The organism is Chryseobacterium gwangjuense (assembly GCF_021311115.1).
Lineage (GTDB): Bacteria > Bacteroidota > Bacteroidia > Flavobacteriales > Weeksellaceae > Chryseobacterium > Chryseobacterium gwangjuense.
On the sequence record NZ_JAJTNP010000003.1, the window covers coordinates 282660 to 307631 of the forward strand.

17 protein-coding genes and 2 tRNA genes are annotated in these 24972 nt (G+C 34.0%); 9 read left to right on the forward strand and 10 right to left on the reverse strand.

The window, feature by feature from the left end; all coding sequences use genetic code 11:
- Positions 1 to 3: 3 nt before the first annotated feature.
- The gene (locus tag LV842_RS07885; protein ID WP_233110905.1) at positions 4 to 354 is read right to left on the reverse strand and encodes a hypothetical protein; all 351 of its coding nucleotides are present in this window, start codon (positions 352 to 354) and stop codon (positions 4 to 6) included.
- 339 nt (positions 355 to 693) lie between these two features.
- On the opposite strand from LV842_RS07885, the gene LV842_RS07890 reads away from it, so the two are divergent.
- Positions 694 to 3561, forward strand: coding sequence for a M16 family metallopeptidase (locus tag LV842_RS07890; RefSeq protein WP_233110906.1), 2868 nt, complete (start codon positions 694 to 696; stop codon positions 3559 to 3561).
- Between the two features lie 33 nt (positions 3562 to 3594).
- On the opposite strand, the gene LV842_RS07895 is transcribed toward LV842_RS07890, so the two are convergent.
- From LV842_RS07895 to ligA, 6 genes are all read right to left on the reverse strand, one after another.
- Positions 3595 to 4674, reverse strand: a complete 1080-nt coding sequence (locus tag LV842_RS07895) for a GNAT family N-acetyltransferase (protein WP_233110907.1) — start codon at positions 4672 to 4674, stop codon at positions 3595 to 3597.
- The gene (locus LV842_RS07900) at positions 4671 to 5657 is read right to left on the reverse strand and encodes a polysaccharide deacetylase family protein (RefSeq protein ID WP_233110908.1); all 987 of its coding nucleotides are present in this window, start codon (positions 5655 to 5657) and stop codon (positions 4671 to 4673) included. The genes LV842_RS07895 and LV842_RS07900 overlap by 4 nt, the downstream gene beginning before the upstream one ends.
- Positions 5658 to 5738: 81 nt before the next feature.
- The gene (locus tag LV842_RS07905) at positions 5739 to 7880 is read right to left on the reverse strand and encodes a S46 family peptidase (RefSeq protein WP_233110909.1); all 2142 of its coding nucleotides are present in this window, start codon (positions 7878 to 7880) and stop codon (positions 5739 to 5741) included.
- 88 nt (positions 7881 to 7968) lie between these two features.
- The gene (locus LV842_RS07910; RefSeq protein WP_233110910.1) at positions 7969 to 8616 is read right to left on the reverse strand and encodes an MgtC/SapB family protein; all 648 of its coding nucleotides are present in this window, start codon (positions 8614 to 8616) and stop codon (positions 7969 to 7971) included.
- A 108-nt stretch (positions 8617 to 8724) separates the two neighbouring features.
- Complete coding sequence (locus LV842_RS07915) at positions 8725 to 11070, reverse strand: T9SS type A sorting domain-containing protein (protein ID WP_233110911.1); 2346 nt, start codon at positions 11068 to 11070, stop codon at positions 8725 to 8727.
- 90 nt (positions 11071 to 11160) lie between these two features.
- Positions 11161 to 13164 (reverse strand): NAD-dependent DNA ligase LigA, encoded by a 2004-nt coding sequence (ligA, locus tag LV842_RS07920; protein WP_233110912.1) that lies wholly within the window; start codon positions 13162 to 13164, stop codon positions 11161 to 11163.
- Positions 13165 to 13383: 219 nt separating this feature from the next.
- On the opposite strand from ligA, the gene LV842_RS07925 reads away from it, so the two are divergent.
- The 7 genes from LV842_RS07925 (at position 13384) to LV842_RS07955 (ending at position 23525) form a co-directional block, all read left to right on the forward strand.
- On the forward strand, positions 13384 to 14130 hold the full coding sequence (locus tag LV842_RS07925; RefSeq protein WP_233110913.1) for a glycerophosphodiester phosphodiesterase family protein: 747 nt from the start codon (positions 13384 to 13386) through the stop codon (positions 14128 to 14130).
- 315 nt (positions 14131 to 14445) lie between these two features.
- Complete coding sequence (locus tag LV842_RS07930; protein WP_233110914.1) at positions 14446 to 17418, forward strand: SusC/RagA family TonB-linked outer membrane protein; 2973 nt, start codon at positions 14446 to 14448, stop codon at positions 17416 to 17418.
- Positions 17419 to 17429: 11 nt separating this feature from the next.
- Positions 17430 to 18884 carry a SusD/RagB family nutrient-binding outer membrane lipoprotein gene (locus tag LV842_RS07935; RefSeq protein ID WP_233110915.1) on the forward strand — a complete coding sequence of 485 codons (1455 nt, stop codon included), beginning with the start codon at positions 17430 to 17432 and terminating at the stop codon, positions 18882 to 18884.
- 27 nt (positions 18885 to 18911) lie between these two features.
- The gene (locus LV842_RS07940; protein WP_233110916.1) at positions 18912 to 20495 is read left to right on the forward strand and encodes a calcineurin-like phosphoesterase C-terminal domain-containing protein; all 1584 of its coding nucleotides are present in this window, start codon (positions 18912 to 18914) and stop codon (positions 20493 to 20495) included.
- A 196-nt stretch (positions 20496 to 20691) separates the two neighbouring features.
- Positions 20692 to 21405 carry a 3-ketoacyl-ACP reductase gene (locus tag LV842_RS07945; protein WP_233110917.1) on the forward strand — a complete coding sequence of 238 codons (714 nt, stop codon included), beginning with the start codon at positions 20692 to 20694 and terminating at the stop codon, positions 21403 to 21405.
- A 433-nt stretch (positions 21406 to 21838) separates the two neighbouring features.
- Positions 21839 to 22666, forward strand: coding sequence for a 50S ribosomal protein L11 methyltransferase (gene prmA, locus LV842_RS07950; RefSeq protein ID WP_233110918.1), 828 nt, complete (start codon positions 21839 to 21841; stop codon positions 22664 to 22666).
- 16 nt (positions 22667 to 22682) lie between these two features.
- On the forward strand, positions 22683 to 23525 hold the full coding sequence (locus LV842_RS07955) for an SH3 domain-containing protein (protein WP_233110919.1): 843 nt from the start codon (positions 22683 to 22685) through the stop codon (positions 23523 to 23525).
- A gap of 151 nt (positions 23526 to 23676) precedes the next feature.
- Here the strand turns inward: LV842_RS07955 and LV842_RS07960 are convergent.
- Positions 23677 to 23750: transfer RNA gene (locus LV842_RS07960), tRNA-Arg, on the reverse strand.
- Between the two features lie 33 nt (positions 23751 to 23783).
- Positions 23784 to 23858, reverse strand: a tRNA-Pro gene (locus LV842_RS07965).
- 167 nt (positions 23859 to 24025) lie between these two features.
- On the opposite strand from LV842_RS07965, the gene LV842_RS07970 reads away from it, so the two are divergent.
- A complete protein-coding gene (locus LV842_RS07970) occupies positions 24026 to 24436 on the forward strand; it encodes a hypothetical protein (RefSeq protein WP_233110920.1) in 411 nt (136 codons plus the stop codon).
- A 71-nt stretch (positions 24437 to 24507) separates the two neighbouring features.
- Here the strand turns inward: LV842_RS07970 and LV842_RS07975 are convergent, their stop codons facing one another.
- On the reverse strand, positions 24508 to 24762 hold the full coding sequence (locus LV842_RS07975; RefSeq protein WP_233111061.1) for a GIY-YIG nuclease family protein: 255 nt from the start codon (positions 24760 to 24762) through the stop codon (positions 24508 to 24510).
- Positions 24763 to 24972 lie beyond the last annotated feature (210 nt).

Sequence of the window (24972 nt, forward strand, 5' to 3'; positions counted from 1 at the left end):
AATTTATTTTGCAATTTCAATTTTCAAAATTTCGTTAAATAGATCTCCTTTACTGTAAGTAATTCTTACTTTTAGATTATTATATAAGTCATCACTTCTGTCACCTCCGAAGTGGTTAAATTGATATAAGGTATTTTCATCATATTGAAAAACTACAGAATTTACTTCAAAACTATCAATTATAGTCTTTCCTTGTAATGTTTTTCTATAATTTGAAATTTTACCTTCTACTTTTCCTAATTTTTCAGATTCAAGAAGTTTTGTAATTCGTTCTTTGGTATTATCATGAGTGAAAAATCTTAGATAAATATATCCTGGAAATGATGTTGCAATGAATAAACTTATTATAATCAAACAAAGCTTTTTATCCTCATTTTTTAGAAATTTTAATACTAAGAAAAATGCAATTATAGAAATAATCAATACGATTAAACAGACTGAGTACGATTTAATTGAATTACTTGGAGTGTCTAAAAGTGACCAATAAGTATAATATTCCATTAGAAGCTATTTGAATAAGTAACTAATCCAAATTTAAAACATTTTAGGTCAGCAATTGGCAAGACAAAATAAAATTTTAACATTTTACAATCATGACAATAGATGCAATATTCAGGAAATGTTCAGAGGTTCTTTTTTGATTCCTTACATTTGTATACATTCTTATTTCTAAGGATGAAAATGAGTTTATTTATGACCGACAGAAGATACAACGAAACCATTCATACAGATCCCAATAATTACGAGTACATCACAATTTCTAATGACGAAAATAAGGTAAGAATTTATACATTAAAGAATGGACTAAAAGTATTTTTAGCCCAGAATTTTGATGCGCCGAGAATTCAGACCTATATTCCGGTGAGAACGGGAAGCAATAATGATCCTTCTGATAATACAGGATTAGCACATTATCTTGAACATATGATGTTTAAGGGAACGTCAAAAATCGGAACTCAGAATTGGGAAAAGGAAAGAGAATTATTAAATCAGATATCAGATTTATATGAACAGCACAAAGTTGAACCTGACTCTGAGAAAAAGAAAATAATCTATAAAAAAATAGATGAAGTTTCTCAGGAAGCGAGCGAATATGCAATTGCCAATGAGTATGATAAGGTAATTTCTTCATTGGGAGCAACCGGAACCAATGCGCATACCTGGTTCGATGAAACCGTGTATAAAAACAATATCCCGAATAACGAACTTGAGAAATGGCTGAAAGTTGAAAAAGAACGATTTTCAGAAATGGTTTTGAGACTTTTTCATACTGAATTGGAGTCTGTGTATGAAGAATTCAACCGAGCACAGGATAATGACTCAAGGTTGGTGAATTATGAACTGATGGATGCTCTTTTTCCAACCCATCCGAACGGACAGCAAACAACACTTGGGAAGCCGGAACATTTGAAAAACCCTTCTATGAAGGCCATTCATAAATATTTTGATGAGTATTATGTGCCTAATAATTATGCTGTTGTTTTAGTTGGAGATTTAGATTTTGAGAAAACAATTCAGCTTATAGATCAGTATTTTGGGGCAATTCCTTACAGGGAGCTTCCTAAAAAGACACCTGTTATAGAAAAGCCCATCACAGAAATTGTAAAAAGAACGGTAAACAGTCCGACTACGTCTAGAGTGCAATTGGCATGGAGAACTGAAAGTTATGGAACCCGAGAGTCCATGTTAGCAGATATTGTAGCCAATATTTTAAGCAATAGAGGAGAGGCGGGACTTATGGATTTAAATATCAACCAGACTCAAAAATTACTTTGGGGACAGGCTTTTTCCGTAGGATTAAAGGAATACGGATATTTTTCGATCGTTGCTGTTCCGAAAGAAACACAGACTTTGGATGAGGCTAAAGAACTGGTCTTAGAGCAAATTGAATTAGTGAAAAACGGAGATTTCCCGGACTGGATGCTTCCTGCCATCATCAACGATTTCAAGCTGCAGAGAATGAAAACCCTGGAAACTGCAGACGGATTGGCAACCAATCTTTATGATACTTACATTAAAGGCAGAACCTGGGAAGAGGAGCTGAATGAAATGGATGACTATGCCGCTTTTACGAAAGAAGATGTTGTTGCTTTTGCGAACGAGTTCTTTAAAGATAATTATGTCATTATTTATAAAGAAAAAGGTATAAACGATAAATTAATCAGAGTTGAAAACCCGGGAATTACTCCTGTGAAAATCAATCGTGAAGCTCAGTCAGAGTTTTTACAACAGATTTTAGCTGAAAAAACTGGAGATATTCAGCCTGAATTTATTGATTATCAGAAAGAGATTAAAACGGATATTGTTAAAGATAAAAAACTAAGCTTCGTTAAAAACAAATACAATGATATCGCACAGGTTCATTTTATTTTTCCTTTCGGAAGCGATTATGACCGCGACTTAGGGCTTTCTACGCAGATTCTTCAGTATTTGGGGACTGACCGATTTTCACCGGAAGATCTGAAAAAAGAATTTTTTAAAATCGGGGTTTCCAATGATTTTAAAACCTCCAATGATCAGCTTTTGATTTCTTTAAGCGGGCTGGAAGAAAATATAGAAAAAGGGATTGAGCTGCTTAAACATTGGATGTATGAGGTAAAACCTGATCAGGAAATTTACAATCAGTTTGTAGAAACTGTTTTAGAAAACAGAGCAGCGGTAAAAAAAGATAAAGGCCGAATTATGACGGCTCTGACAAACTATACGAAACTAGGAGCACTCTCTCGCTTTACCGATATTATTTCAAAAGAAGAGCTTAAAAACAGCAATGTTGAGGTTTTTACCGACAGAATGAAAAAGCTGTTCAAATTTCCGTATCAGATTTTCTTCTATGGTAAAGATTTTGAAAGTTTCACATCTTATATCGGAAAATATACTGAGAATGAAAGCCTTCAAATTCCTGAGCCTAAAAAATATCCTGAACCGGAAACCATCGGGAATGTTTATTTTACCAATTATGATATGGTTCAGATGGAAATGAGTAAGGTCGGAAGAGGGAATCCTGTGAATATTGAAAATTTTGGAAAAGTGAATGTCTTCAATGAATATTTCGGAAGAGGATTATCATCCATCGTGTTCCAGGAAATCCGTGAGAGTAAAAGTTTAGCATATTCCGCGTATGTTTCTTATGCTGCCAATGCAGAATTGAATCATCCGGATTATATCACAACGTATATCGGAACACAACCGGATAAACTACAGATTGCGGTAGATACCATGACGGAATTGATGAGTGAACTTCCTGAAGTTCCTAGTCAGTTTGAAAACGCACGAAATGCGGCGTTGAAACAAATTGCATCCACCAGAATCACCAGAACGAATATCTTTTTTAATACGTTGAGACTGAAAAAACTGAATATTCATTACGATTTTAGAAAAGATATTTATCAGCAGATTCAAAGTCTTCGTTTTGATGATTTGAAGCAATTTTATGATACGGATATTAAACCGATTCATTTCAATACGGCCATTATCGGGAAAAAAGAAAACCTGAATATGGAGGCAGTAAATCAGATGGGAACATTTAAAGAAGTAAGTTTAAAAGATATTTTTGGACATTAAAAAAGAGGCTTGAAAAAGCCTCTTTTGTTTTTATTAAGTCATCGCGCAGTCTCCGTCACCGTCCTGAAAATCGGGATTAAATCCTTTGGGTAGATTTTCGATTAAGTGTTTATGAAACATGTATCTTCTTTCAAAATCTTTTTGGTAGATTTTCGGAAAATCTTTAGTTAATGCAATTTTTTGATTAAGCTCAACATGATAGTTGGTTAAAAAAACAATTTTATTTTTTACGATAAAATAGCTTAAGAATTTTATAAAATTGTCTAGGCTTATACTTGAAAATAGATATAAAATTTTTAAATGACCATTTCTTATCAGAAGGAGAGAACAGGTAACCAGAATATTATTTTCATCGTAGATTTTGATCCAGGAATATCTGAATTCTTTTGAGTAACTGGAAAAAAGATAACGATCATCATTTTTCTCACCTTCTAAAACCCAGGGATTTTTTATCAACCAGTTCATTTCATCAGCATTTCTGTTGGTTGTAAAACCGGAAATAAAAGCATTGCTTTCAGAGTCTATACTGTCTAAAATTTCAAACTTAAAATCTGGCTTTTTAATAAAGCTGTTTTTAATCGAAATCAATGTATTGATGGCATGATCTCCGATTTGAAATAGAGATTTTAAAAACTGTATGGAAGGTCTTTTTGCAGGGATAATATGGGCGAAATCTGTACGGAAATAATATCTCTTTCCAACCTTAGGTTGGATATATTCAAAAACTCCGATTTTGTTATATAAACTTTCGGCTTCTTTGGTAAATTCTGTGAGGACAATATTTCCGTCGTATTCTTCAAATGCTTTATTTAATAAGCTCTGAGCAATTCTTTTACCGCGAAATTCATTGCTGATAAATAATGTGCTTAACCATGCGTAACGGAATGTTTTTCTTTCAATGTTAAAAGTATCAGGAAAACAGCCTACATACCCTGCCAGTTTTTCATCGTCAAAAGCCAAAATTAATAAAGTCTGTTCATCGGTTGCTTTAGGATTTAGAATATGAGATTGAGCTCTGTGAGCGGTAATGGGAAGAAAATCATACTTTTTAAAATCACCGGATGAAACAAATTCTTCAAGAGATTTTTTATTCAGTGTTTTTAAATGTATCATGTTCTCGAAATTTTATTTTTGTTTATCATCTTTTTCAGTTTGAAATAAGCAATTTCCTTTTTTAGAATGATTTCTGCTGTTTCGCCCATTTCTAAAGGAATTCTGTGAAAGTTTTTTTCCACACTATCCAGCTTAATTCCTGCGCTTCCGAAAGTACAGAAGATCTCCTGATTTTGAAACAAACCATCAAAGAACTCTACTTTCACTCCAAAATCAGTGAAAGGAAAAGCAAAGCTTTCATACAAAAAAGAGTTTTCTTTTAAATATTCAAAAGTTTTATGGGTTGTCTCAAGTTGTTGATGGATTGTGAGCTCGTGATACAACGGATGATCCCAACTGTGAGAGGAGATTCCGAATCCTTTTTGTGTTAAAGTATATAACTGATCGGAAGTTAAATAAGGTTGTTGTGTCCTTAAAAATAATGTGAAATCAATATCAAGAAGTTGAGCGAGTGTATCTAAAACATTTTTTTGAAAATAATTAATCTGAAGAACCTGTTGCTGCAAACTTTCTTTAGATGAAAGAATCGTGTAGACTTCTGGATTGATGCTTTTCTTTTTCTTAATTTCCTCAATAATTAAACTGGCTTTACAACGGAACATCAAGTCTTTATTATCGACAAAAGCAGGATTAATAAAGTTAATAGCATAAATGCCCTTCCTTTCTAAAACAGGAACAATGATATCATGAAATTCACGAAGCCCATCATCAAAAGTAAGTAAAGCTATTTTCTTTTTAGGTTGAAAACTTCCAGAAACGTATTCTTTAAATTCTGTCCAATTAACGAATTGAAAATGTTTTAAAAAGTAGTCCAGATCTTCCTCAAACTGTTTGGTGTTTTTATAGTTGATGATATTTTTCAGATGAGGGAGGCTTTCATCAGAAACACAATGATAAACGGGCAAACAATATTCTAAAGGAAACGAATTGGTGATATCTTCCTTTTCAAATCTTGCCAAAAAATTGATGATTTCGTTTTTCATGATGTTCCAAAAATAAAAAAGAATCTATTTAAATTTATTTGAAAACTTAAATAGATTCTATAAAATGTATAATTAATTAAATTACTTTACAATTTTCATTTCATCAATCAGCCATTTTGAATCGGCAAATTTATCGATGATGAAAAGAATATATTTGGTATCCACCATAATGTTTCGGCTGAAACGAGGATCGTAATTGATATCACTCATCGTTCCTTCCCATTGTCTGTCGAAGTTCAATCCAACAAGGTTTCCGTTCGCATCCAGAGCAGGACTTCCAGAGTTTCCTCCCGTTGTATGGTTGGTTGCCGTAAATCCTACCGGAACATCACCTGTTTTATCTTTATAAATTCCAAAATCTTTTTTGTTGTAAAGATCGATCAGTTTTCCAGGAACATCGAATTCATAATCTCCAGGAATATATTTTTCCAATACCCCTGCCAAATGCGTCTGATAGTTATAAGAAACAGCATCTTTAGGAGTAGAACCTTTTACTTTTCCGTACGTTACACGAAGGGTCGAGTTAGCATCCGGGAAGAATTTTCTGTCTTTATCCGTTTCCATCTGCTGAGCCATGAATGTTTTTTGCAATTCGTCAATTTTAGCCTGCAAAGAAGTAAATTGAGGATCTGCTGTTTTCATGTAGGTCTCTCTCAGAGTAACATAAATCTGATAAATAGGATCTTTCTTCAGAGTCTTAATCAATTTATCCTGATTAGAAAATGCTTTGTCAATATCTTTAGTTACAGAAGCTCCGTTGACATCCGTTCTTCCTGTAATAATAGAGTTTTTAGAAGCTTCTTCAATACTCTGAATATTCTGAGCCTCATTTTTATACTTATCAAATCCTACAGGTAAGAATTGAGGAGTCGTTTTATTAGCGTACAATGCTAATAATTTTGCGGTAACTTTTGCATCCAGTTCAGCACTGTAATCTTTGTAGAAAGAAGTTAATCTGTTTTTGAAAGAAGTCGTTGCTTTTTCATCCATTCTTCCGGCTTCTACAGAAGTCACATAGTTGTAGTAAAGATTAGCCAACATCAAAGTTTCCGCATTTCTTAAAACTTCTGTATAGTATGCATTATTCAATGCATAAGGAGCCTGATCGTTGTATAGTTTGTTAAGTTGATCTAGTGTAGATTTGATCTCATGGTTTTTAGATACCAAAGAACCTTCATACATTACTTTTTTCTCTACAGCATTAGATTTTTTTAATCCTTCAACTTCACCGATCCACTTTTTCCAATAGTTGGCTACAGATGCATATTTTGATGCATATTTGATACGGGTAGCATCATCAGTACGCATTTTTTCGTCTAATGTTTTTAACGCTACATCTCTCACCGCAATTCTTGCAGGATCGATTTCCTTCATGATTTTTTCAACCGCGATTGATGGTAAATATTCTGTAGTTCTTCCAGGGAATCCGAATACAAAAGTGAAATCATTTTCATTTTTATCTTTGATGGAAACAGGAAGGAAGTGTTTCGGTACGTAAGGAATGTTATCTTTTGAATATTCTGCCGGTTTATTATCTTTTCCTGCATAAATTCTGAACATAGAGAAATCTCCTGTATGTCTTGGCCAAACCCAGTTGTCGGTATCGCTTCCGAATTTTCCGATGCTTTGTGGCGGAGCTCCTACCAATCGGATATCTTTGTATGTTTCGATGGTATAAGCGTAATATTTATTTCCGTAATACATAGATTTTACAGAAATAGACTGATAAGACTCTGTTTTTTGAGAATTTTTGTAAACCTCAATATTATTGGCGATTTTCTTTGAAAGTTCAGGCTCTGTAAGCTTATCTGTACCTTCAAGGATTTGTTGAGTAACTTCTTTGATATCTACAATGAAATCAACAGTTACACCTGGATTAGGAAGCTCACCTTCTGTACTTTTAGCCCAAAAACCATTCGATAAAAGATCATTTTCTACGGTAGAATGAGACTGTATTTGTCCAAATCCACAGTGGTGATTGGTAAGTAGTAATCCTTTTGGAGAAATAATTTCAGCGGTACAGCCTCCGTTGAACTGTACTACGGCATCCTTGATACTAGGTTTTTGAACATTGAATATATCTTTAGCAGAAATTTTCATTCCCAAATCTTTCATTTCCTTTTCATTAAGCTCTGTCGGGATCCACATTCCGCCATATTGCTGGGCAATTCCTAAAGAAAAACTGAAGAATGCCGAAGCAATTAGAATATTACGTTTTATCATTACAAAAAATTTTGCCTAAAAATACATAAAATTAATTTTTTACTAAAAGAAAAAGACCGCTTTTGAGGCAGTCTTATTATTTTTTTGTCTAAAATTGATAAGCAATTATAGTTTTGTCTTCCATGAGATCCCGCATCAGAGCTTCATGACTGGCATTTTTCCCTGTAAGAATCCAACTGGTAGCAAGATTTCCTTGAGTATATTGTTGCTTTGATACCACAAATTTTAAGTTGTGCTTTTTGAAAAGCTCTTCACAATGAGGAACTTCTTTAGCCTGAATAACGGCAATTTTGTACTCTCTTATTTTGTGTTGTCTGTCTATAAACTTTTCAAAATAAGTGAGAGAATGTAAAATCAACAATACTAACACTGTTCCTAAAAGCGACAGATAGACATATCCAGAACCTATCGCCATACCAATAGAAGCGGTTGCCCAAATTGTTGTCGCAGTAGTGATCCCTTCAATTTTATTATCTCCTTTAAAAATAACCCCGGCTCCTAAAAAACCAATCCCGGTAATAATGTTGGCAGCCAAACGATCAGGATTAGCGATTCCTATTTTCAAGGATAAAACAGTGAACAAACAAGATCCGAAGCAAACTAAAATAAAAGTACGCAACCCTGCTGATTTGTTTCTGTATTCACGTTCTGCCCCGATAAGCAGCCCTAGAATAACAGAAATAAAGATCAGTACCAAATCATTTTGAATGACATAATGATCCTTTAGAAATTCCATTATAAATTTGTTTAAATAAAATTACGATAAATCTTAGAATAAATAGAGGAATGAGCATAAAAAAGACTGCCTAGAATGGCAGCCTTTCATTTTGTATTTAATTGTTTTTTAGTTTTTGATAAAGTTTTGTGTTATTATTTTATCCTTTGTAGATAATTTGATAATATAATTTCCTTTTGTAAGATCAGAAACATTGATTGTATTATTACTAACAGAAGTGGTTCTTAAAATTCTTCCCGTAACATCATAAATTTCAGCTTTTATAACTTCGTTTTTTGATTGAATATTCAATAGATCTTTTACAGGATTTGGATAGATGCTAATATCATCTTTTTCTTTACTGACCTCAGTAGTTGCTAATACATTTTGAACGGTAGTTGTGTATGTATTCGTAATAATCGGATAGTTGTAATCAAAGTAGATTTTTGCAGTATTGCTAAAACTGTTTCCGATCGTTAAAGTAGATTTTGTTTTAATTTTAAAGGAAACATATCCGTCATTCGTTGCATTATTGAATGGAAGTTGGATGTTTTCAAAGATAAATTCTACAACATTTGGATTCGTAATTCTCGTTACAAAATTGTGACTTGCATTTAAAGGAACCAATGTTGACAGATCAAGCTTTGAGGTATCTATTTCATCTTTTACCACGATATTTTGTGCATTTGCAGTACCTGTATTTTCAAATCTGATCAGATAGTGAACATAGTCTCCAACCTGAACTTGCGTAATCGCAGGACCTTCCAGACATGTTTTATCATTTGGATCAAAAGAGTTGACAACCGTTTGGTTTAATGTAAATGTATTATCTAAAGGAGTGTCATCTGTTGCTCCGTTAATTTGAGCGGTATACTGAAGGATATTACCACCATTTAAAGGTGGAGTTTGTGTTGGTGTGTTTAATTTTATAGTTACTGTAATTTCTTTTGTTTCAAAAGGTAGAAGATTCGTGAAATTCCAATTTAAAATTCCTGTTGATTGAGAATTTGGAGCAGTAGTTGCACTTAGATAATCACTGATGTTATCATTGTAATTCAAACTTAAAGTTCCCGATTGTGTAGAGGTTCCCTTATTTTTGTAGATGATTTTATATTTCGCATCAAAACCCGGTGCAGCACCGGTAATAGGAATAATTACTGTTTCTAAGTCATTATGATTTCCATTTGCCGTTATACAGAAATTTTGAGTTAATGGGCTTGTTTGCGTCGGGAAATTTGCTGTTACAACACTCGGGGATATTGACCAATATGTTGGGTTTTCTAAAATAGGAGTAATGGTATGAATCCCTGCTTGAACAGGAATTGTATAATTTCCTGAAGAATTAGCAATTATGTTTCCCGCTATAACTCCGTTGGTAATTGAAAATTTTTGAAATGGTTTAAGCGGATCATTGCTGTCACAAGCATTGTTATTGGAATCGTACCTTGTGTTTCCTTGTATTGTGTAAAAAATTCCTCCCGGAGTAAAAGAACAGTAGGAATTTACAACCACATTGAAAAGCCCAGTTTGATTTAGTTTGCTTTTTGCAATGCTTTCATCTTCCGGGTCACAACATAAATATTGTAAAACAGAAGGATTGGAATCTAAAGATAGTGTATTAGGATAGTTTTGACCGCCATTTTTTATATTTACATATTGCAAATTGTTATTGGATAAATAAACATTATATATTAAAGGATTTAAACCTAAATTCACGGTAGTCAGATTGTTGTCTACTGCACTTAAAGTTACTAGTTTAGGGAAAATAGAAGTATTTAATGTAGTTAATTCGTTGTTATTTAAAATTAATGTAGTAAGTAATGGTAAAGAATTAGTGTTCAATGTGGTTAAAACATTATTTCCAAGATTTAATTCATTCAAAATTGGACAGTTTGTAACGGTTAAATTACTGAGATTACTATTACTTGTGCAATTAAGTGTAGTTAACGCTGGGAAATTTGAAAAAGTCAAATTATTAATACTTGAATTTGTATTAATGGTAAGCAGATTTAAACTATTTAAATTTTGAATTGCAAGAGAGGTGAGATTGCTGCAAAAAGTAATTTTTAGATCGGTAAGATTTGTCAGATTTGAAACAGTTAAGTTTGTAACCAAATTAAAACTAGATAAATAAAGAGTATTTAGATTGGGAAAAGTATTGAAATTCAGACTGGATACATCCATCGAGCCTATTTTCAAACTTTTTAAATTTGTGAAGTTTTCGAGTCCTGTCAAATTAGTAATATTTGACCCATAAAATTCCAGACCATATACATTGAGTGCCTCAGTAGCTTCAATTTCGCCATTGGAGTTTGAATCAATAATGATGTTTTGTCCTGTAATATTTTTGGCTATTCCGTTTGTTAAGTTTGCGGACAAAAGTTTCGCCTTAAAATTTGTATCTGGAATATTCACAACTTGTGCCTGAAACAAGGCACAAATAATCACACAAATTATTAAATAGATTTTTTTCATGGTTATTGTCAGTTTTAAGCTAAAAACAAAAATAAACCATTGAAATTGAATCTCAATGGTTTAAAGTGTTAAATATTTTCAATAAAGTTATTATTTCTCTATCAAATCCAAAAACTGTTGTTCATCTAGAATTTCAATCGTTCCGATGTCCTGAGCTTTTTTCAGTTTGCTTCCTGCTTTTTCACCTACCACAAGATAATTCAGGTTTTTAGAAACTGCGGAGATGTTTTTTCCGCCATGTTTTTCTACCATTTCTTCGGCAGATTCTCTTGTAAATAATGATAATTTACCAGTGAAAAGAAAGGTTTTTCCTTCTAAAGCATTTGATAGAACTTCATTGGTACTCTCTCCTTTTTCCAGTTGAACCCCATAAGATTTTAGTCGTTCAATGATTAAAAGGTTTTCGGGATTAGCAAAGAAATCTACGATACTTACCGCGATTTTTGTTCCGATGTCTTCTACCTGGCAAAGCTCTTCTGCTGTTGCATTTTTCAGTTCTTCAATCGTAGTGAAGTTTTTGACTAATTTTTTGGCAACGGTTTCACCGACATGTTTTATTCCGATTCCGTACAATACCTTTTCAAACGGAATTTCTTTTGATTTTTCGATCCCTGAAATAATGTTCTGTGCAGATTTTTCCGCCATTCTTTCCAAGGGTAGCAATTGTTCTTTCGTCAACACATAAAAATCTGCCGGATTTTCAATAAGTTTTTCTTTATACAATTGTTCGATGGTTTCGCTTCCTAAATTTTCAATATTCAAAGCTTTTCTGGAAACGTAGTGAATCATTCTTCCTACCACTTGTGGTGGACAATGAAGTTCATTCGGGCAAAAATGAATCGCCTGATCTTCAATTTTTACCAGTTCGGTTCCACATTCAGGACAATGTTTGATGTATTCAATTTCCTTACTTTCATCTGTTCTTTTTTCAGTATTTACTCCAACAATTTTTGGAATAATTTCACCACCTTTTTCTACATAAACGAAATCGTTTTCATGTAAATCCAGTTTCTTTATAATATCTTCATTGTGCAAAGATGCCCTTTTTACGATGGTTCCGGCAAGCAAAACAGGCTTCAGATTGGCAACTGGAGTGATGGCTCCTGTTCTTCCGACCTGGTAAGAAACACTTTGTAATTCGGTTTCCACTTTTTCGGCTTTAAATTTATAAGCCATTGCCCAACGAGGAGATTTTGCGGTGTATCCCAGTTGTCTTTGTTGTTTTAATGAATTGACTTTTAAAACAATACCATCAATTTCAAAAGGTAAGGTATGTCTTTCGGTATCCCAAAACGTAATAAATTCCTTTACTTCATCTAAAGTGGTACACAATTTTGCCTGTTGAGAGGTTTTGAAACCCCAACTTTGTGCTTTTTGAAGCAGTTCCCAATGTGATTCTGCAGGAATATCTTCGGAAATGAACTGATACAGTACAGAAGAAAGTCCACGTTTTCTTACTTCTCCACTGTCCTGCATCTTCAAGCTTCCACTGGCTGTATTCCTAGGATTCATGAACGGATCCAGGCCTTCTTCTTCACGTAATTTATTGATTTTATCGAAGTTTTTTCTTGTCAGATAAATTTCACCACGCATAAAGAAATGTTCAGGAAAATCACCTTTTAATTTCAGTGGAATATCTGAAATGGTACGAACATTGGCTGTAATTTCATCCCCTTGAAAACCATCCCCACGAGTGACAGCCTGTGCTAATTTTCCGTTTTCATACAAAATAGAAATCGATGCTCCGTCATATTTTAGTTCTGCTACAAATTCTACAGGTTCATCAATGGTTTTGATGATTCTTTTTTCCCAGTCTTCAAGATCATTAAAATCATAAGAATTGTCCAGAGAATACATTCTGAATTTGTGCTGAACGGTAGGGAATACTTTGGTAATTCCGCCACCAACACGTACAGTAGGAGAGTTTTCATCGTAAAATTCAGGATATTTTGCTTCCAGATCACGAAGTTCTTCCAATAATACGTCGAAGTCGAAGTCTGAAATCGTAGGGGTATCTAAAAGGTAATAGTTTTCATTATGCTGATGAAGCTCTTTACGAAGGTCTTCTATTTTTTGTTGAATGTTGTCGGACATTGGGTTTCTATCTTTTAAGCAAAAGTAATTAAAGTAATCGCATTTAAAAAATAGCTGAATTAGAAATTTTTAGACATTATTTAAAGTATTATTAAAATTCATTTAAACTTAAATTAGGCAGAGTCTTGATACTTTTGCATTTGTTTATTGTTGAAAAAAGATTTTGACGATTAAACATTATCTTTATCTAAAAGTTTCAGAATTTTATCGAATTATATTATGAAAAAAATTATCTTAGGGTTAGCAGTTTTAAGCACAGTTGTAATGAAGGCACAAACCCAGATTATTGCACACAGAGGTTACTTTCAGGCAGAACCACCAACAACCGAAAATTCATTGAAGTCATTGGAAAATGCTCAGAATTTGAAAATATATGGATCTGAATTTGATGTAAGAATGACAAAAGATGGTGTTTTGGTTATTAACCATGATGAACACCATGGGAAAATGGAGATTTCAGAAACTAATTTCAAAGAATTGGAAAAACTGAAATTGTCGAATGGTGAGAAATTTCCAACTTTAAAAGATTATTTAAAGCTGGGAAAAAAAGATAAATCACTAAAACTCATTGTAGAAATAAAACCTGATAAAACTAAGGAAAAAGAAGATGAACTGACCGCAAAAACATTGAAGATGATTAAAGATATGAAGCTTGAATCTCAAAGTGAATTTATCTCTTTCAGCTTAAATATCTGTAAAGAAATTAAAAGACTTGAGCCTTCATTTAAAGTCCAGTATCTGAGAGGAGAATTATCGCCTGCGCAAATTAAGAATGAAGGACTAGACGGATTAGATTATCACTACAGTGTATTTCAAAAAAATCCTACATGGATTGCTGAAGCAAAAGCTTTAGGGTTGATTACCAATTCTTGGACGGTAAATGATGTTGCTGTTTATGATGAGTTGAAAGCTCAGGGAATTGGCTTTGTCACTACCAATATTCCTAATCAGTTGAAAAATAAATAATACTTTTTATCAAATATCTACGATACAGCCTGTCTCTTTGGAGATGGGCTTTTTTGTATTGTCTTAAATCATAGATAAACCTCATCTGGTAGGGAGATTTTTTATTTTATCATAAAAAGACAATAAAGTTAGAACAATAAGACAGAAATTCGATATTAAAAATACTTAATTAGTTTAATTATCTGGTATTCAGTGTTTTGTTTGTTTTTGTTAAAAATGAATTCATATTCCGTTTAATAAATCTTTAATAAATGTTAAAACCTTGTTAAAACCATTACGGTTAGGTCGTTCTAATTTTGCGCAAACAAAAAGGATATGCGTAAAGAGACTCAAAAGTTGCTGGTTTTGTCACTGTTAGGATTAGTCAGTGTCAATCTAGCGGCTCAGCAAAAAGCTAAAAAAGATACCATCAAAAGTATTGATGAGGTAGTGGTAACCGCTCTGGGGATCAAAAGACAAGATCGATCTTTAGGATATGTAGCAGAAACTATTAAATCTGATGAATTGTTGGAAACACAAAACAACAACTGGTCACAGGCTTTGGAGGGTAAAATTGCCGGTTTGAAAATTCAGACAGCAGGAGCAGGACCTTTGGGAAGCTCATTAATAAAACTTCGTGGAGATATTTCCATGAATGCAGATCAAAACAATGCTTTAATTGTTGTAGATGGTGTTCCGTTGAACAATAACACAACAGGAACAGGTTTCTCAGCGTATGGAGCAGGTTCCAAAGCAGACTTGCCCATCGATTACGGAAACGGAATCAATACCATTAATCCAGATGATATTGAATCAATCACGGTTTTAAAAGGTTCTACAGCATCAGCTCTGTATGGATCCAGAGGAGCGGCAGGAGCTGTAATGATTACTACAAAATCCGGTAAAACCAAGAAAGGAAAAATTCAGGTGACTTTGAACTCTTATTCAAGTTATGATACCGTTTTGAAGTGGCCGGATTATCAGTATGAATACGGTCAGGGAACAATGCAGAAAGATACGAGCGGAAATTATTTTTACTCTTACGGAGCTTCAGCAGACGGTGTCAGTACAGGGGGAACGAGTAGTGCTTTCGGACCGAAATTTAATGGACAGTATTATTTCCAGTATGATCCTGCAACAGAAGGACAAAGTGCAACAAGACAGTTGTGGCAGCCTTACAAAGATAATATCAAAGGTTTCTGGAAAACGGGAACTACTTTTTCTAATAATATTGCTATTGAAAGCTCAAACGAAACAACATCTTTCAGAACATCTTTAACGTATTTAAAGAACGAATGGATGATGCCTAATACAGGATTCGACAGGTTTAATGCGGCATTTTCATTCGATCATAAAATAAATGAAAAAGTAAAAGTTGGCGTTAAATTTAATTATAATAAAACAAAAAGCGACAATTTACCAGCGACGGGATACAGTAATCAATCGATCTCCTATTTCATGATTTTCCAAAATCCGAATGTTGATTTATCTTGGTATGCACCGATTTGGAAGAAAGGAAAAGAACAGGTTGATCAGGTTCACCCGTTTAGCTCATTTATCGACAACCCTTATTTGATCGCATATGAAATGTTGAATGGTGTTGATAAAAACTTCATCACAGGTAACGTAAACCTTAATTATAAAATTACCAAAAACTTTGACGTGATGTTGAGGTCCGGGATGGAGCTCAACAACGAATTACGTACTCAGAAAAGACCTTGGAGCTCTGCCAACTATCTTCAGGGAATGTACAGAGAACAGCATATCAGGTTGATGGATTTAAATAATGATGTATTATTTACGTACAAAAATAAATTTAACGACTTTGATTTCAGTGCTTCAGCGGGAGGAAATATCCGTTATACAGAATATAAGATGTATGATTATCTGGCAGACGGATTGCTGAAACCGGGTGTTTATACAATGCCAAATGGTATTTCAAATATTACAAAATTTGCAAAGCCGGGAGATAAGCAGGTAAACAGTACCTATGCTTTAGCTTCTCTTGGGTATCAAAATAAGATGTTCTTAGACCTTACGGCAAGAAATGACTGGAGTAGTACACTTCCTAAGGAAAACCGTTCTTATTTCTATCCATCGGTAGCAACGTCATTTATTCTTTCTGATATTTTCAATTTTACTTCTCAGAAATTCAATTACTGGAAATTGAGAGCTTCATGGTCAAAAGTTGGAAATGACACAGATCCTTATTTATTGATTAAATATTATAATAATAGTGATTTTAACGGTTCTGTAGAATCACCGTCATTATATCCGAATCCGAATCTTAGACCCAATATGATTACGAATATCGAGGCAGGAATGGATTTCAGTATTCTTAAAAACAGAATTAATTATTCCGTTACAACATACCAAAGTAATTCCAAAGATCAGATTGTGAAAATCCCGACATTATGGGAAACAGGTTATAGTAACAGAATGATTAATGCAGGAGAAGTGAGAAACAGAGGTATTGAAATGACATTAAATACATTCCCTGTTAAAAATAAAAACTTCTCTTGGAGTGTAAATGCAAACTGGTCAATGAACAGAAACAAAATCCTTTCTCTTCCTGACGAATTTCACGGTGAGCCTTATACCATGGCAAGTGTAGGAGGTGTGGTGTATTATAATGCATTTGTAGGTGGATCTTTAGGAGATATGTACGGTTATGGATTAATGTATTCTCCGGATGGACAAGTGGTTTATGGAAGTGATGGTTTAACGGCGAAACCGACTCAGATGAAGAAAATAGGAAATGCTTATCCAAAATGGAGAGCAGGTCTTCAAAATGAGTTCAAATACAAAGGAATTACCGTAAGCTTCTCGTTCGATGGACAATATAAAGGAATGGCATATTCGCAGTCTCACCATAAAATGACCGAACAAGGAAAGCTTGAACATACATTGATCGGAAGAGATAATCCTGGTGGTTTGATCGTTGGAGCAGGAGTTGTTCAGAATCCTGACGGTTCATTCTCTCCGAATACAAAAGGAGTGTTGGTATCCGCTTATTATGCAGATTATTACAGAAGAGCCAACGTAGAAACGAATACATTCGATACTTCTTTCATCAAATTAAGAGATGCCAGAATTGCATATTCTTTCCCGAAAAGTGTTACTGAGCAGCTGAAACTTACAGATCTGACCTTGGCATTATTCGGAAGAAACCTTTGGATGTGGACGAAATTCCCATTATTCGATCCGGAGGCAGCGACCTTGAACGACAATCAAATTACACCGGGTGTTGAAATGGGGCAATTACCTACCGCAAGAACAGTGGGTATTCAGCTTAATGTTAAATTCTAAAATTTAAAAACATGAAAAAATTACTTTTAAATACATTATTAATTGCAGGAATTGGCCTAGTTGCCATCTCTTGCGGAAGAAATCTGGATGAGGTAAATGTTGATGAAAGCCGAATCAGCGAACCTGTTGCGTCAAAATTATTGGTTCCTATTCAGTATAATATGTCGGCGGTGAATTATATGAGAGCCAATGATTTTACCTTCGATATTATGCAGGTTTCTCTTGATTTTCCGAATGAAGGAAATTCTTTAAGCAGGTATTATTTAACAGAAAATACAGGTGCCGGTTTCTGGAATAACAGTTACAAATGGCTAAAGCAGATCAAAGACATGAGATTTGCAGCACAAAGAGATAATGACCCTAACTATTTGGCGATTTCAATGGTTTTAAATGCATGGGTGTATTCTAACCTTACCGATACATATGGTGATGTTCCGTTTTCACAGGCTTCAGCTTTGGATGATGGGATTTCACAGCCAAAATTTGATAAGCAGAAAGATATTTATGTTGCTTTATTAGATGAATTAAAAACCGCAAATTCACTTTTTGTTACAACAAAAACATTAATGGGCTCAGACCTTTTCTATAAGGCAGAAAGTGATATCAACGGAATCACAAACTGGAAAAAATTCTGTAATTCTCTTTCACTAAGATTATTGACGAGGATTTTAAGCAAAAATGGAGAAGTAAACGTTAATGCAAGAATTCAGGAGATCATTAATAATCCTACAACATATCCGATTTTCCAGAGTAATGCAGAAACGGCAAAAGTAGCTGTAACGGGAGTTGCCCCGCTTCTTCCGCCTATTGCAAGACCTCAGGATTTTACAACGGGAAGAGCTGCTTCAGCATTTTTTGTTGAAACATTAAAAGCAAATAACGATCCTAGAATGGCACTGTTTTTTAGTCAGGCTAAAAATATTGCACCACCTCAGGCAAATATTGGCTATAAAGGGGCTCCGTCTGGTTATGTTTTTGGGACGACTTTCGATTATCAACCCTCAAATATGAATCAAAATTTGGCAAAAGCTCCTTTAAATATTCTGGTGTATCCTTATGCTGAATTACAGTTTATCCTTTCGGAATTAGCATTCAAAGGAGTTATTCCTGGAAATGCTCAGACTTTCTACGAAAATGGGGTGAAAGCTACCATTGAACAATGGGGATCTACAGTACCGGCAAACTATTTTACCAATACCAATGTGGCTTATAATGGAACTTTAGAGAGAATTATGCTTCAGAAATATGTGTCATTATTCTTTGTAGATCAGCAGCAATGGTTTGAAAAAAGAAGAACAGGTTTCCCGATATTACCTAACAACGGAGGTCTTTTAAATAACGGACAGCTTCCATCAAGATTAATGTATCCTCCAAATCCTAGAGTTTTGAATACGGCTAATTATCAGGCGGCAGTTCAGCAAATGGGAGGTGATGACATCAATGTAAAAGTTTGGTGGAATAAGTAAATGGATTAATTCTTTAAGCAAAAAACAATGAATATAAAATTTTTAATGCCGTGCCTGTTAATTTCTGCGATGGCATTCTCACAAGCTTCTGTTTCGGGGTATGTATTTGAAGACAGCAACAAAAATCAGAAGAAGGAAAACAAAGAAAAAGGAATTGATGGAGTAGCGGTTTCCAATGGAGAGCAGGTTGTTTTAACAGATAAAAACGGGAGATACAGCTTACCGGTTCAGGATGGGCAAACGATTTTTGTCATCAAACCTTCTGGATATATGACTCCGGTAAATGAAAACAATTTACCTCAATATTATTATCAGTATAAACCAAAAGGCTCGCCTGCAGATTTTAAATACAAAGGTTCTGTTCCAACCGGAGAACTTCCGAAAGAGATCAACTTTGCTTTAAACAAGCAAAACGAAAGTAAAAACTTCGACATTTTGGTTTTCGGAGATCCACAGCCTTACACAGAAAAACAATTGGATTATTTTAAAAGAGCCATTGTAAATGAAGTGAAGACAACCAAGAAAAATGCAGTGCTGGGAATCAGTTTAGGAGATTTGGTAGGAGACAATTTAAGTCTACAAAAACCTTATGCAGATGTAATGAAAGAAATCGGTTTGCCTTGGTATAACGTAATGGGTAACCATGATATGAATTACGAAGCGAAAGAAGATATGCTTTCAGACGAAACCTTTGAATCCAACTTCGGTCCTGCAAACTACTCTTTCAACTATGGAAACGTACATTTCATTGTGTTGGATGATATTTTATACCCCGATCCAAGAGATGGAAAAGGATATTGGGGAGGTTTCCGTGAAGATCAGATGAAATTTGTTGAAAATGATTTGAAATTGGTGGACAAAAACAAACTGATCGTTGTTTCTTTCCATATTCCGTTGGAGCATAAAAATGAAGATAATTTCAGAAATTCAGACCGTCAGAAATTATTTGATTATTTAATGCCTTTCCAAAATGCTTTGATTTTATCGGCTCACACGCATATTCAGCAACAACTTTTCTACGGAAAAACAGCAGGCTGGAATGGTTCAAAAGATCTCCATGAATATAATGTCGGAACGACTTGTGGAGATTGGTGGTCCGGAACTTCAGATGACTTGGGACTGCCGACTTCAACGATGAGAGATGGTACGGCAAAAGGATATTCTTTTATCAGTTTCAATGATAATCAATATAAAGTTAAATATAAAACGGCGGGGAAACCGGAAGATTATCAGATTAATTTATACGTTCCGAAAGTAATTCCTTATCTGTCAAAAACTTCTGCAAAAATCTTGGCTAATTTCTTTATGGGAAGCAAAAAAGACAAAGTAGAATACAGAATTGATGATGAAAAGTGGGAAACAATGGAATACGATGAAACAGTTGACCCGAATTTTGTAATGTCGGTGTTCAAATGGGATACCACACAGAATCTTTTCCCTGGAAGAAGACCTTCTAATCCGGAAATTTCAAAACACATCTGGACAGGAGATTTTTCAAAAAAACTTTCTTTAGGAAAACATAAGGTTGAGGTAAGAGCGACGGACATGTATGGAAATCAGTTCTCAACATCACAAGAATTTGAGGTTCAAAACTCAATTCTAATTCCTTAGTTTTCATTTTTTACTATACTTTCAAAAGAAGCCGGCCCTTGTGGGTCGGTTTTGTTTTTAATAAATAGACTGATATTGTGGTTGATATTGGATTTTATATTGAGTTTGGAGAAATATTTTTTATAAAATTTTATCTTTCATCTGTATTATCCAAATCACTTTTGTAAATTTGCTTAAACGAATAAATAGCATTGATATGAATGTAAGCGGAAAAAATGCCATCATTACTGGAGGAGGAAGAGGATTGGGGAAAGCGGTAGCTTTAGCATTGGCAAATGAAGGAGTAAACATAGGAATTACAGGAAGAAATGAGGAGAATTTAAGAAGTACGGTAGAAGAAATCAAAAATATCGGGGTGAAAGCAGCATATGCTGTTTTTTCTATTGATCATGAAGTAGAAGTAAAATCCGGAATTGAATCTTTGGCAGAACAATTGGGCGGAGTAGATATTTTGATTAATAATGCAGGAATCGGTGATTTCGGATCTATCGAAGAAATGCCTTCTGAAACTTGGGAACAGGTAATTAAAACCAATCTTTTCGGGGTGTATTATGCAGCAAAAGCAGTATACCCGTTCATGAAAGCAAAAGGAGAAGGGGATATTGTAAACGTAGCATCAACGGCAGGATTGAAAGGCGGACCGAATATGTCAGCTTATGCAGCTTCAAAAGCAGCTGTGGTTTCATTATCACAATCTATGATGGCGGAATGGAGAAAACAAAATATTCGTGTAATCACGCTTACACCAAGTACCATTGCTTCAGATATGTCGATTCAGGGAGGTTTAACAGATGGAAACCCGGCAAAAGTACTTCAACCGGAAGATTTTGCAGAATGGGTAAGAGATATCCTGAAAATGAACAGAAGAGCGTTGATCGCAAATGGTTCAATTTTCTCTACCAATCCATAAAAAATAAAGTTAGGAATTAAATATTAGGAATTAGGAATTAGTTTTTAACTGCTAGCGGACTTCGGTTCGCTTTTTTTATGCTTATAAATTATCAACTATCAACTATTAACTATTACTTGAAGCTATTTCCCGCTTTCCATTACAATCTTTTTTTCAAAAAGGATTTTCATTACAATCGGGGCTAGGTTTTTTGTCTTTTATTTTTAAGAGACAACATAACCATAAAGTTTGTCATTCCGAAGGAATCTAGGCAAAGTTTCAAGGCAAGAACTTAAGAGACTCTTCCTTCATCAAAAATGATAAACTTATTAGATTATCTTTCTTGAGTGAAACGCCTTTGAGAGTTTAAAAACATATAGTAAGTCCAAAAATCTTTGCGTTTAAAAAAACATAAATCAAAAAAGTAGTTTTATTTTTGCAACAAATTATTCACATGCAAAATTATTTAGAATTTGATTTCAAAATTTCTCCGCTCCAGCCTTGGAACGAAATATTAATGGCAGAGCTTATTGAGATAGGTTTTGACAGTTTTACAGAAGAGCTGGAAGGTATTTTAGGATATATTCAGAAAGATTTATTTAATGAAGAAGAATTGAAAGCTTTACCACTTTTTCAGAATAAAGAGGTGAAAATCGAATATACTTTCCAGGAAATGCCTAATATTAACTGGAACGAAGAGTGGGAAAAGAATTTCGAACCGATCAATATTGATGATAAAGTATTAATCAGAGCAGAATTCCACGAATCTGTTCCGGGAATGCATGAAATTATCATTCAGCCCAAAATGTCTTTCGGAACAGGACATCACCCGACGACACATTTGATGATCCAGCAGATGATGGATATTGATTTCAATGGCAAAAAAGTCCTGGATATGGGATGTGGAACTTCCGTATTGGCGATTTATGCAAAACAAATCGGAGCCGGAGATACAAAAGCAATCGATATCGACGAATGGTCAGTGGAAAACTCAAAAGAAAATGCAGTAAGAAACGATGTTGAGTTGGATATTGAATTGGGAACTGCCGACAGTTTAGGCAAAGATCATTATGACATCATTTTAGCAAATATCAATAGAAATATTCTGATTTCAGACATTCCAACCTATGTTTCCGTGTTGAATGATGGAGGGAAACTATTATTGTCAGGATTGTGTTTCTTTGACGTTGATGATATTCTGGAAGTATGTAAAGAAAACGGCTTAGAGCTTAAAAAACAGCTTCAGAGAGAAGAGTGGGTAAGTCTGCTTCTTGAAAAATAATTCACCAAATATTAATATGAAAACTTATTTTACCGCTTTACTGGTATTGATCATTCAGGTTTTATCAGCACAGGAGGAAAATGCGGTCTATGCTCACGGAATTTTTCATTTTGACGACAATAAATCTCAAAAAATATTTACCGACAAAACGAGAGTAAGGCTGGATCCCAATCTTGACGCTGAAATTTTAGATTCTCTGCAAACTAATCAGCAAGTTCTTATTCTTAAAAAAGATGAAACCGTTCTTCAACTGGGAGAAAGAAGTGCTAATTGGTATAAAATTTCTTACCAAAAAGGTGATAAAGCTTCCGAAGGTTATGTTTGGGGCGGAAATCTTTGTGTAGGATACAGAAACAAGAATGGTTATGACTTTCTTTTCGGATTAACAAAAACGATCAAGAAAAAAGATAAAAAATATAATCAGGACTATGATCAAAACATTGCCAGCATAAAAGTGCTTGAAGGGAATGTATTGATTGATGAAGCCTCTTTTGACACAGGTTCCGGCGAAAGTCTGAGCTACAGTACATTCAATATTGAAAGCAATCATAAACTGCAAAATGTGGAACTGACATTGAAAGCCATGGTTTCCGGTGAAGCGTGTGGAATTGCAAGCTATGATCAGTATGTTCTTTTTAAAGATAAAAAACTGATTGCTCTTCCTCAGCTCATGAATGTTGGTGATGCAGATGTTTATTATCACAGTGAAGAATTTATTTTCCCGAACGATAAAGGTGGAATTCCAAATGCTTTTGTTTTTAAAATGGAGGAAATGGAAAAAGATGACAGAGATCGTGAAAAGAAGAAAAAAGCCTCAAAAACCTATCTTTGGGACGGAAATTCTTATCAATTGAAATAGATAACTTCTTTAATGATATATTTAAAAACCACTGTATATTTACGGTGGTTTTTATTTTAACTAAATTAATTAGAATTTTAAATTTTAAAGAAAAAGGATATAAAAAGATATATAAACAAAAAAACTCACAATAAAAATTGTGAGTTTTATGTGAGCGCGAAAGGATTCGAACCTTTGACCGTCTGCTTAGAAGGCAGATGCTCTATCCAGCTGAGCTACGCACCCATTAAATAATTTTGAGAAAATTATTGAAAACTGTCGGGGCGGCAGGATTCGAACCTGCGACCTCCTGGTCCCAAACCAGGCGCGATGACCGGACTACGCTACGCCCCGATTGAGGTCATCTTTTAACAAGAATTACCTTGTTTTTTGTGGGTGCAAATATAGAGTGTTTTTTTGAATTATAAAAATAAATTTGCAATAAATTTTCATTAATATTTTAGAAATTCTTTTTTACTAGCTTTACATGATTAATAACCATTACTTTATACAGGATTTATATGAAAAGGAAAATTTTACTTTTACTCTTTTTGTTACTGGTCATTTCTTTCATTTCTAATTTTTATATCGAACAAAAACTTCATACATCTTTTTCAAAAATTAAAACCGAAAACATTCTAGATTTAGAATACCGATCAAATAAAAATTTTTCTAAAAACGGGATTGAAAATATCGGTGAAAGTTTGCAGCGAGAATTAATAAAAATGAATATTAGTAAATGTGAACTGAATGTAAGGAAAGATTATTTTTTCTTTTTCCAGAACAGGGTCATTACTATCAAAAACAATCAAAAGTATTCACGAGTGAATACAAAGTATTTGCTCTTTAAATCAATATTTAAAATTGAAGGATATGAAAGTGTTGAGATGAAGAGTTTTAAAAACCTATATAAACAAAAAAACTCACAATAAAAATTGTGAGTTTTATGTGAGCGCGAAAGGATTCGAACCTTTGACCGTCCCGATTAAAAAATCGGGATGCTCTATCCAGTAGAATCATTAATAAGTTTTTGAATTTTGGATTTGTTTTTCCATGCCTTTATTTCTAGCTCCCTTTTATATGCTTGAGATTTAGAATTAAAAATTTCGGAATAAACAATCACCCAGTCTTTGGTTTTTGAAGTAAATCCTTTATGATTTGAAAGATGTTTTCTTAGTCTTTCCTGTAAATCTTCACAAGAATGTCCAATGTAATATTGATCTAAAGATTTGGAATATAATATGTAGCAATAACACATGGAACTAATATAAACAAAAAAACTCACAATAAAAATTGTGAGTTTTATGTGAGCGCGAAAGGATTCGAACCTTTGACCGTCCCGATTAAAAATCGGGATGCTCTATCCAGTAGAATCATTAATAAGTTTTTGAATTTTGGATTTGTTTTTCCATGCCTTTATTTCTAGCTCCCTTTTATATGCTTGAGATTTAGAATTAAAAATTTCGGA

Bases quoted from the DNA above. Each gene is read 5' to 3' on its own strand.
- LV842_RS07935 (WP_233110915.1), top strand. From the start codon at position 17,430: ATGAAAAAATTACTTTTAAATACATTATTAATTGCAGGAATTGGCCTA.
- LV842_RS07975 (WP_233111061.1), bottom strand. From the start codon at position 24,762: ATGTGTTATTGCTACATATTATATTCCAAATCTTTAGATCAATATTAC.
- LV842_RS07930 (WP_233110914.1), top strand. From the start codon at position 14,446: ATGCGTAAAGAGACTCAAAAGTTGCTGGTTTTGTCACTGTTAGGATTA.
- LV842_RS07895 (WP_233110907.1), bottom strand. From the start codon at position 4,674: ATGATACATTTAAAAACACTGAATAAAAAATCTCTTGAAGAATTTGTT.
- LV842_RS07900 (WP_233110908.1), bottom strand. From the start codon at position 5,657: ATGAAAAACGAAATCATCAATTTTTTGGCAAGATTTGAAAAGGAAGAT.
- LV842_RS07910 (WP_233110910.1), bottom strand. From the start codon at position 8,616: ATGGAATTTCTAAAGGATCATTATGTCATTCAAAATGATTTGGTACTG.
- ligA (WP_233110912.1), bottom strand. From the start codon at position 13,164: ATGTCCGACAACATTCAACAAAAAATAGAAGACCTTCGTAAAGAGCTT.
- LV842_RS07915 (WP_233110911.1), bottom strand. From the start codon at position 11,070: ATGAAAAAAATCTATTTAATAATTTGTGTGATTATTTGTGCCTTGTTT.
- prmA (WP_233110918.1), top strand. From the start codon at position 21,839: ATGCAAAATTATTTAGAATTTGATTTCAAAATTTCTCCGCTCCAGCCT.
- LV842_RS07970 (WP_233110920.1), top strand. From the start codon at position 24,026: ATGAAAAGGAAAATTTTACTTTTACTCTTTTTGTTACTGGTCATTTCT.
- LV842_RS07945 (WP_233110917.1), top strand. From the start codon at position 20,692: ATGAATGTAAGCGGAAAAAATGCCATCATTACTGGAGGAGGAAGAGGA.
- LV842_RS07940 (WP_233110916.1), top strand. From the start codon at position 18,912: ATGAATATAAAATTTTTAATGCCGTGCCTGTTAATTTCTGCGATGGCA.
- LV842_RS07925 (WP_233110913.1), top strand. From the start codon at position 13,384: ATGAAAAAAATTATCTTAGGGTTAGCAGTTTTAAGCACAGTTGTAATG.
- LV842_RS07890 (WP_233110906.1), top strand. From the start codon at position 694: ATGACCGACAGAAGATACAACGAAACCATTCATACAGATCCCAATAAT.
- LV842_RS07905 (WP_233110909.1), bottom strand. From the start codon at position 7,880: ATGATAAAACGTAATATTCTAATTGCTTCGGCATTCTTCAGTTTTTCT.
- LV842_RS07955 (WP_233110919.1), top strand. From the start codon at position 22,683: ATGAAAACTTATTTTACCGCTTTACTGGTATTGATCATTCAGGTTTTA.